This window comes from Poseidonibacter lekithochrous (assembly GCF_018861145.1).
Classification (GTDB): domain Bacteria; phylum Campylobacterota; class Campylobacteria; order Campylobacterales; family Arcobacteraceae; genus Poseidonibacter; species Poseidonibacter lekithochrous_A.
The window spans coordinates 1-9,627 of the sequence record NZ_JAHKQT010000039.1 but is presented as its reverse complement, the minus strand read 5'-3'; the positions used below and the strand labels follow the sequence as shown (position 1 = coordinate 9,627).

Annotated in this window: 9 protein-coding genes; all 9 read right to left on the bottom strand. The window is 26.4% G+C overall.

Annotated features, from left to right (window positions below; genetic code table 11):
• The coding region (locus tag KO488_RS13405) for a sugar phosphate nucleotidyltransferase (RefSeq protein WP_216058792.1) at window positions 1–170 on the bottom strand (170 nt) is incomplete at its 3' end.
• Between the two features lie 3 nt (window positions 171–173).
• Window positions 174–1,424 (bottom strand): nucleotide sugar dehydrogenase, encoded by a 1,251-nt coding sequence (locus KO488_RS13400; RefSeq protein WP_303572659.1) that lies wholly within the window; start codon window positions 1,422–1,424, stop codon window positions 174–176.
• A 10-nt stretch (window positions 1,425–1,434) separates the two neighbouring features.
• Window positions 1,435–2,469: an SDR family oxidoreductase gene (locus KO488_RS13395; RefSeq protein ID WP_216059321.1), complete on the bottom strand. Its 1,035-nt coding sequence runs from the start codon at window positions 2,467–2,469 to the stop codon at window positions 1,435–1,437.
• A 124-nt stretch (window positions 2,470–2,593) separates the two neighbouring features.
• The gene (locus KO488_RS13390; protein ID WP_216059320.1) at window positions 2,594–3,649 is read right to left on the bottom strand and encodes a glycosyltransferase; all 1,056 of its coding nucleotides are present in this window, start codon (window positions 3,647–3,649) and stop codon (window positions 2,594–2,596) included.
• 104 nt (window positions 3,650–3,753) lie between these two features.
• Window positions 3,754–4,860: a glycosyltransferase family 4 protein gene (locus KO488_RS13385; protein WP_216059319.1), complete on the bottom strand. Its 1,107-nt coding sequence runs from the start codon at window positions 4,858–4,860 to the stop codon at window positions 3,754–3,756.
• 15 nt (window positions 4,861–4,875) lie between these two features.
• On the bottom strand, window positions 4,876–6,138 hold the full coding sequence (locus KO488_RS13380; protein ID WP_216059318.1) for a hypothetical protein: 1,263 nt from the start codon (window positions 6,136–6,138) through the stop codon (window positions 4,876–4,878).
• 13 nt (window positions 6,139–6,151) lie between these two features.
• Window positions 6,152–7,357: a glucose-6-phosphate isomerase gene (locus KO488_RS13375; RefSeq protein ID WP_216059317.1), complete on the bottom strand. Its 1,206-nt coding sequence runs from the start codon at window positions 7,355–7,357 to the stop codon at window positions 6,152–6,154.
• Complete coding sequence (galU, locus tag KO488_RS13370; protein ID WP_216059316.1) at window positions 7,358–8,191, bottom strand: UTP--glucose-1-phosphate uridylyltransferase GalU; 834 nt, start codon at window positions 8,189–8,191, stop codon at window positions 7,358–7,360.
• A gap of 42 nt (window positions 8,192–8,233) precedes the next feature.
• The gene (locus KO488_RS13365) at window positions 8,234–9,337 is read right to left on the bottom strand and encodes a glycosyltransferase family 4 protein (protein WP_216059315.1); all 1,104 of its coding nucleotides are present in this window, start codon (window positions 9,335–9,337) and stop codon (window positions 8,234–8,236) included.
• Window positions 9,338–9,627 lie beyond the last annotated feature (290 nt).

The window sequence follows — 9,627 nt, the reverse complement described above, 5'->3', positions numbered from 1 at the left end:
TCTGTTGGAGTTGAAATAATAAGTACTTCTTTTATTCCAGCAAGCATTAAAACTGAAAGTGGGTAATATACCATTGGTTTATCATAGATTGGAACTAGTTGTTTACTTACACCTTTTGTGATGGGGTATAGTCTTGTTCCGCTTCCTCCCGCTAGTATTATTCCTTTCATTTCTTACAATCTTCCATCACTATTTTTTAAAATAGATTTGATATCATAAATCACTTGATTTTTGTTTGAAAACTCTAAGTTTTTGTATTTATCATGAGAAACAGCCATTACAATAGCTTCATAATCATCATAATTTACATTATTATCTAAGTTTTGATTGTATTCACGTTTTACTTCATCTTTATCAGCCCAATAATCAGATACCGTTATATCACAACCAAACTCTTGAAGTTCTTCTATTACATCAATAACTCTTGAGTTTCTAATATCAGGACAATTTTCTTTGAAAGTGATTCCAAGAACCAATACTTTTGAACCTTCTATTTTATGACCTTTTTTAATCATAAGTTTAATAACTTGGTTAGCTACATAGATACCCATATTATCATTTAGTCTTCTTCCTGCTAAAATAATCTCAGGGTTATATCCAATCTGTTGTGCTTTATGAGTTAAGTAGTATGGATCAACACCAATACAATGTCCACCAACAAGTCCAGGCTTAAACTTTAAGAAGTTCCATTTAGTTCCTGCAGCTTCTAAAACATCATTTGTATTGATGCCTAGTTTATTAAAGATAATTGATAGTTCATTTACAAATGCAATATTAATATCTCTTTGAGAGTTTTCAATAACTTTTGCAGCTTCTGCTACTTTAATAGTAGGTGCAAGATGAGTACCTGCTGTAATTATAGAAGAATATAAAGCATCTACTTTTTTACCAATTTCAGGAGTTGAACCAGCTGTTACTTTTAAAATCTTTGTAACTGTATGTTCTTTATCACCTGGATTGATTCTCTCTGGACTATATCCACAAAAGAAGTCAATATTGAATTTTAAGTTTGAAAACTTTTCTAGTACCGGCACACAATCTTCTTCAGTAGCACCTGGATAAACAGTAGATTCATAGATAACGATATCATCTTTTTTAAGAACCTTACCAATAGTTTCACTTGCTTTTATCAAAGGAGTTAAATCGGGTCTTTTATTTTTATCAATAGGAGTAGGAACTGTAACTATATAAACATTACAATCTTTTATATCTTCTATATTACAAGTAAATTTGATATTATTATCAATAGCTTCTTGAAGCTGAGATTCATTTAGTTCTAGTGTTCTATCATAAGCACGACTTAGTTCATCTATTCTTGTTTGATAGATATCTAATCCAACAACTTCATATTTTGAAGAAAATGCGTGAGCTAAAGGAAGACCTACATAACCAAGTCCGATTATACATATTTTACTATTGTTCATATTTGCCATTTTATTTGTTTCCTTTTATATCATTTATATACCATTCTAGTGATTCTTTTAAACCTTCTTCTAAGTTATGAGTTGGTTCATATCCTAGAAGTTCTTTTGCTTGATCTATATTTGCATTTGAGTGTCTTATATCTCCAGCTCTAAAATCTCTGTAAATTGGTTCTTGCACTTCTAGTTCAGGTAGTTTTTCTTTTAATCCTGTAGCAATTGCATTAAAAAGATTATTTAAAGTTTCTCTTCCGCCTGCTGCTGTATTATATGCTTTTGCAAATGCTTCTGTATTTGTAGTAGTTCCTGCCATAATATTAGCTTGAACTACATTATCTATATATGTAAAATCTCTTGATGTTTCCCCATCACCATTTATATATACATCTTCACCATTTAACATTTGTGAAATCCATTTTGGCATAACAGCTGCGTATGCTCCATTTGGATCTTGTCTTTTTCCAAATACATTAAAATATCTTAAACCAATTGATTCAAAACCATAACATTTATAAAATACGCCCATATATAATTCATTTACATATTTTGTAACAGCATATGGAGATAGTAAGTTTCCTGTTCGTGATTCTACTTTTGGTAACTCTTCAGAATCACCATAAACAGAAGAAGATGAAGCATAAACAAATCTTTTTACGCCATTTTCTTTTGCAGCTGTTAGCATATTTAAAAAACCTGTAACATTTGAATTATTTGAAATTACTGGATTATCAATAGATCTTGGAACTGAACCTAATGCAGCTTGATTTAAAACTACATCTACACCTTTTGTGGCATTTATACAAGTTTCATAATCTGAAATATCACCTTTTGTAAAAGAAAAATTTTCCCATTGCTCTTTAGAAACAGATTTTTCTATATGATCAAGATTATATTGATGACCTGTTGCAAAGTTATCTAAACCAAGTACTTTTTGGTTTAGAGTTAAAAGAGTTTCAACTAAGTTTGAACCTATAAAACCAGCACATCCTGTAACTAGCCATGTTTTTGGTTTTTCTTTAAGTATTTGTTGTATTTTTTTATAATTCAATAAAATATTCCTTTTGCATTATATTAAGGAATGCATTATATCAAAAAAATGTCTTATTTATATTAATTAATTAGTTTTTTCCTTATTTAATTAACTATTTGAATAGTCTATTATTTCACACATATTAAAAATCACCCACTGTATCAATATATATATGTTCATGTTTTTTGACAATCTTTTCTATTGAATATTCCTTCTGTATTTTAATAAAAAGTTTTTCTGCTTTTTCTGATGCTTCTAAATAATTCTTAAATACATTATTCATATAAAAAGAAAAGTTATCTAAATCTGTTAAATATGAGTTATCATTATCTAAAAGTGTAGGAATACTTCCTACCTTAGTAGAGATTATAGGTAATTTACTAGATCCAGCTTCTAAAAGAACAATAGGTAAACCTTCCCAAAGTGATGGCATTAAAAAACAATGTGCTTTGTTTAATAATATAGGTATATCTCTCCTCATCCCTAATAATTTGACAATATTATTTAATTTATATTTGTCAATTAAATTTTGTAAATCTGATCTTAAATAACCATCTCCTACAATATGTATTTCAAAATCAAACTTATTTTTTAATTCATTTGCAGCTTCTATTAAAATTTTATGGTTTTTAACTGTTTCAAGTCGGCCAATAGAAAGAAATGTAAATTTATTGTTTTTCTGAACTTCTACTTTGTAGCTTTTAATATCTATCCCATTTGGAACTATTTCATAATCATTTTTATAAAAATATTTTAAAATATCTTTTGAAAATACAATATCTTTATATCTTAAAAATTTAGTAATAAATAAAAAAAATTCTCTAAATTTTGATTCAATATTAAGATTATGAGATGTTGTTACGATTTTTATTTTTGGATTAAAAAGCTTTAATAGGGTTGCTAATATCATAGCATGTGACATATGAGCATGTAATATATGTATATTATTTTCTTTTATAAATAAGTTTAACTCTTTTATCATATTAATTAAATTAAGTATAGAATTATCTTTATTCAAAACTGTTGTATTGATTTTAGCATCTAAAAACTGTTCTAATCTTTCAGTTTTATTGGATAGAGATATAACATAAGTATTAAATTTTGATTTGTCAGCATATCGAGATAAATCATAAACAACTTTTTCTGCACCACCCATACCTAAACCAGTGACAAGCTGTATTGTATTAATTTTTCTCAATTTTAATCCTTGAATTGGGTATTAATAAAATAAATCCAAAGTTGTATTCTCTTAGTTAATATAATATTATAACATATTAACTTTTATTTTACGTCAGTAGATTATTATATGATTTTAGTAGTACTAATTTTGTCTATGATGCTTATCCATTTTTCTGATATGGTTTTAACTGAAAAAATATCAAGGCTTTTGATTGCATTTTGAGCTAATTCTTCTCTTTTCTTTGGAGTTTCAATCAGCTTGTTTACTTCTTCTTCCATTTTAAGAGTATTTTGATCTTCAATTAAAATCCCATTATAATTATGATCTATTATTTCAGAAGGCCCAGCAATACAGTCAAAACTGATACATGCACATCCTTGTGACATTGCTTCAACTAAAACCATAGAAAACCCTTCATACCTTGAAGTAAGTAAAAAAATAGATGATTCCTTCATTCTTTCTTTAATAGTAGTTTGAAAACCAAGAAAAACTACAGAATCTTCTATTTCTAATTCTTTAGAAAGTTGAGTTAAATATTTTAATCCTTTTTCTCCTTCTCCAGCAATGTGTAATTTCCAGTGAGAATGTTTTTTTTGTACATTTGCAAAAATCCTTAATAAATTATCAAATCCTTTTATTTCCCACCTATTTAAACTACCTGCGGCTAGAATAATTTTATTCTTATTTCTAACCTTAACTGTATCAATTGGCTTAAAAGATAAAGGATTTGGCATTATATATACATTATTTAAAAATTTTGAATAATAGTTATTGTAATCATATTTTGTTAAAACGGTTACGGCATTAGCAAACTTATAAATAAAACGTCTTTCTATCCAAGATATAAAACTCATATCAGCTTTGAAATTTGTATGTTCACTGGCGATTACAGGTACCTTAAGCATTTTACTTAATAAAATCATATGTTTATTTAAATCTACTAAAAATGATATATGGATATCAGATTTTTCTTTTTTTAATTGTTTATATAATAAAAAAGGATATATCAATCTATGGAAAACTTTTTTTAGAATAGATTCTTTTATCTTTCCCTTTTTTTTTAATAAAGATTTATATTTAATATTTTTATTTAAAGAATATGCACATTTATTTTTAATAGTAAGAATAGTGATATCATATCCATTTGAAGATAAATAATTTGCAAGAGTTGCAAGTACTCTTTGAGCCCCAGCACCATCCATACTTCCTATTACAAATGTTATTTTCATAATATATAACTTTTATTATTCATTTATTTCCTTTAAAATTCTTTTATTTTTGTATGAATATAATAGGTAATTAAATAATTGTGCAATTATTAAAAATATAAAAAACTCAGTATATTCTAATTTTAAAAAACGAAAAATTAAAAAACCAATTAACATTACAATTGCAAATACAAAATTTGTAAATAAAATATAATTGTATTTTTTAAATATATTAATTACTGTTAAACAAGGTCCTTCTAATGTCACAATTAAATATGTTATTGTTAATAAGATGAAAATTTCTTGAATACTTCTTATTTCTCTACTCGTAAACTTATTTGCAAATATATTTTCTAATATATAAGGTAAAATTAAATATGTAATTATACTTGAAGATATATAAAATAAAACTAGTTTTAAACGTATTATTTTTTGATTGTTTTCTATTAAAGCATATTGTTTTTTTGCTATTAAATGAGTTGTATTTGTAACAAATATATTAAATATAGGCGCATTAACAACTTGAAGAATCACAGAAATAAATTTATATGCATAACTAAATAATGAATAAACTCCATTCCCATAGCTTGTCAAAACATTTATTATTAGCAGGTCTTTAGTCAAATAAAGCATTCCCCCAATATTTAATTTTAAAGAGTTTTTATAAATTGTATTAAGAATCTCTTTTTTGAAAAAAACAAAATCATAAGGTATCTTTAATTTGAAATATATTAAATACAATTGATAAAATAAGGCTATACCACTTCCTAATAATGTAGAATATGCGATGACTACTATCGAATTGTTCAAGAAAAATATTATACAAAATAGGTTAGTTAAATTTATTAGTAATTCAACAACATATCCTTGTGTAAAGTAATGTTCTAAATTTAATATAACTTTATTATAATTAATTAAATTCCTAATAAGTATAAAAAGAATGAATACATCTAAAAATACTTTTTTCTCTTTTGAAATTATTTCAAAGTTACTAGTTACTAAGAAGTAAGATATAATAATCAAAATAGAAACAATAATTATATTATTAAATAGAATATTAAACATTTTGTTAGACAGTAGTTTGTCTTTTAGTTTAATTTCAATGTAATATTGTTTAAAAGCTGACCAAATTATATCAATAAATAAACTTAAATAGCTTATTATAACTAAAGATATAAAGTAAGTATCTGTTTGGATATTTGCACCAAATTTTCTACCAAGTAAAAGAATAACTATAAACCCAATTAATACGTTTATCAAAGATAAAATATTATATTGTAAAATAGAAGTTATTCTCATATATCTATTTAAATTAGATTGTTTTTTTCAATTTATTTTTAAGTATAATCTTTCCTGCTTCAACACCTGGTTGATCATATGTATTTATCTGTACAAAGCTTCCTACTATTGAAGTAAGTAGTTCGTATGAGTACATAAGTTTTCCTATGTTGTATTCATCTTGTGCTTCTATTGTGATAACATCACACGGTATGTCTTTTATATGCTCTATAGCTTCTATTGTTGCGTCTGCTTGTTCATTTATGATATTTTTAAACTTGATATTATTTATATAGTTAAGTTCTTCAAGTCCTGGAAGTGAAATATCTGGAATAGTAAGCTCATTTTCAAAATCTCCTACTTTTATAAAAGTAACCGTCTTATCTCTTTTACCTTCCATAATTAGTTGTAAAAATGAGTGTTGATCTACAGGACCAATCAGACCTATTGGAGTTAGACCTTGTTTAGTTCCATTTATATTTATCTTTCCTAAAGACTCACCCCATAACTGAACATACCACTTATTAAAACCTTCAAGAAGTGATGAATAAGAAAATATTACGTTTATATTAAACTTGTTTTTATTTTCTACCATAAATCTAGCTTTTTCCATGATAGATTTATAGTATTCGCCTTTTTCAAAATAGTCAGTATAAATAGTTTTACAACCTGTTAAAATTTTATCTATATCTAAACCCATGATAGAAAGAGGAACAAGTCCTACTGTAGAAAATACTGAAAATCTTCCACCTACGTTTTTAGGTATTTCAAAAGTTTTCATATCGTTTGCTTTTGCAAAATCATTTAGTTTACTATCATGTTCTGTTATACAAATAGTATTTGATTTATTAAGTGTTGTGATACTAGATAAGTATTTTAAAATACTCACAGTTTCTATTGTAGTACCTGATTTAGAGATGATTATAAAAAGTGTATCATTTAAATCTATTTTTGATACTCTTCTTTCTAAATCTAAAGGATCAGTTGATTCTAAGAAGTGAAGTTTCTTCTTATTTTCTTTGTGTTGTAAAAACTTATGAATAGCATAAGTTCCCAAAGAACTCCCACCAATACCAATAACTACAATATCTTGTTGTCGTACAGTTTTGGCATATTCTTTGATAGCTGAAGTGTCTTGGAACGCAAGATCATAGTATCCTATAGTCTCTTTCTCTTTTGATATCTTAGCAAATATATCTGCATTTGATTTGATTTGATAAAAATTCTTTAAGTATTGCATCTATTTTTTACTCTCATTTTTCTTTGATTTATTATAGAAGTGATTAGTTGCTTCCACAAACCCGTCAATACTTCCACAATCAAATCTAGTACCATCAAACTTAAAAGCTAAAACCATACCTTTTTTTGCTTGTGTCAATAGTGCATCAGTTATTTGAATCTCTCCTCCTTTTCCAGGTTTTGTAGTTCTTATAATATCAAAGATGTCAGGAGTTAAAATATATCTTCCAATAATAGCTAGATTTGAAGGTGCATCTTTAGGCTCTGGTTTTTCAACCATGTCTTTTATCATAAAAATTCCTGGCTCAATTTCGTTTCCAGCTATTACACCATATTTATTCGTTTCACTCTTTGGAACTTCTTCAATTGCAACTATTGAACACTGATACTTTTTATAAAGTTCAGTCATTTGAGAAAGAACACCTTTTTTAGCATCACACAAATCATCAGCAAGAACAACAGCAAATGGTTCATTTCCTATAAGTGTTTCACCTGCAAGAATTGCATGACCAAGACCTTTCATCTCTATTTGTCTTGTATATGAAAAAGTGCAGCTATTTATCACAGATCTTATTTCTGTAAGATAGGGTTCTTTGCTTGTACCTTTGATTTGATGTTCTAACTCATAAGATATATCAAAATGATCTTCAATAGCTCTTTTACCTCGACCAGTAACTATTGCCATAGTATTAATCCCAGCTTCAATAGCTTCTTCAACACCATACTGAATAAGTGGCTTTGTAAGTACTGGTAACATCTCTTTTGGTGTTGCTTTTGTTGCAGGTAAAAATCTTGTGCCATATCCAGCTGCAGGAAATAAACATTTTTTTATCATCTTTTCTATCCTTTATTTTAATAATTTATTTAGTAAATCTTCTCATATCTTTATGTTTTTATCTTTTTCTAGTATTTCAATCTTTTCTTTTAGATCTTTTTTCTTTTTTTTCTCTTTTAGATATTTCTTTTTCAGTCTCGCATCTTTTCCTCTTTTTCTAGCTCGAGGATCAAAAAGATTAAAAAAGATTAAGAATAATAGTATAAATGTAACTAAGTTTAGCATCTCATCTTGCTCATAAATTTGTAAAAACATAACAGCAAAAGCTAGTTGCATAAGTAACAGCATTTTAACAGTATATGCTTTATCTTGCTTGATATTATTTAAAATATGATGAAGATGGTTTCTATCAGCTGTAAAAGGTGATTTTCCTCTTTGTATTCTTCTTCTAAATACAATTAATGTATCAAGAACAGGAACAGCAGCTAAAAATAAAATTGATATAGGATTGATATACTCAATAGCATGAATACTTAATATTGAGATAACAAAACCTAAAAGTAAAGAACCACTATCTCCCATAAATACTTTAGCTGGATGCCAGTTTAAAAGTAAAAAAGCTACAAGAATAGAGATTAATAAGGCAGGCCAAACTATAAGAATATGATCATCATAAATATATCCGATGATAAATAAAGATGTAAGTATTATAATAGACAATGAACCAGCTAAACCATCAAGTCCATCACTTAAGTTTATAGAGTTTGTTAAAGCTACGATTACAAATATAGTTCCAAATATTGATAAATAACCAAGATTGAAATCATAAGCAAAAAAAGTACCTATATAATCAAGTTGAAAACCAGCAAAATATGCAATAACTGAAGCAGTTATTATAAATACAAGTTTTTTAGAAGAATTAAGAGTATATCTATCATCTAAAAATCCACCTATATAGATGATTAAAATAGAAAGAAAAGTTAGTTTCATCTCACTAAAATTTTGAAATTCATATACAAAAAGTCCAAGTAAAAATATAAAACCGAAAACTATTCCAGCACCTCTAGGAATAAGTTCTTGGTGAGAACTTCTATGATTGGGAATATCGATTAGACCAAATTTATTAGCAACATTTATAAATTTACTTATAGAAATATAAGTAATAATCGCTAACACGACACAAAAAAATATGAGAGTTATGTTCAAATTTATGCTTCCTTGTATAAATTTTATTAATATAATTATAATATAAACTTTCTTATTTTATCGTAAGTATTGTTACTTCTCAGTTACAATACTATTTACCTAAATTTATAGAATGATATAAAGAGTAAAATATTTTTTTTACACTAAAAACATAAATTTCAAAATTTAAACTACATTTAAGTAATACCCCTTGACAAAGTAAAAGAAATCTCCTATAATTCCCGTCCAAAAACAGACGAACGATATCAAAAACATTTGATGTAAGACTGAAGAGATGGATGATCTTTCAC

Bases quoted from the DNA above. Each gene is read 5' to 3' on its own strand.
- KO488_RS13400 (WP_303572659.1), bottom strand. From the start codon at position 1,424: ATGAACAATAGTAAAATATGTATAATCGGACTTGGTTATGTAGGTCTT.
- KO488_RS13385 (WP_216059319.1), bottom strand. From the start codon at position 4,860: ATGAAAATAACATTTGTAATAGGAAGTATGGATGGTGCTGGGGCTCAA.
- KO488_RS13380 (WP_216059318.1), bottom strand. From the start codon at position 6,138: ATGAGAATAACTTCTATTTTACAATATAATATTTTATCTTTGATAAAC.
- KO488_RS13375 (WP_216059317.1), bottom strand. From the start codon at position 7,357: ATGCAATACTTAAAGAATTTTTATCAAATCAAATCAAATGCAGATATA.
- galU (WP_216059316.1), bottom strand. From the start codon at position 8,191: ATGATAAAAAAATGTTTATTTCCTGCAGCTGGATATGGCACAAGATTT.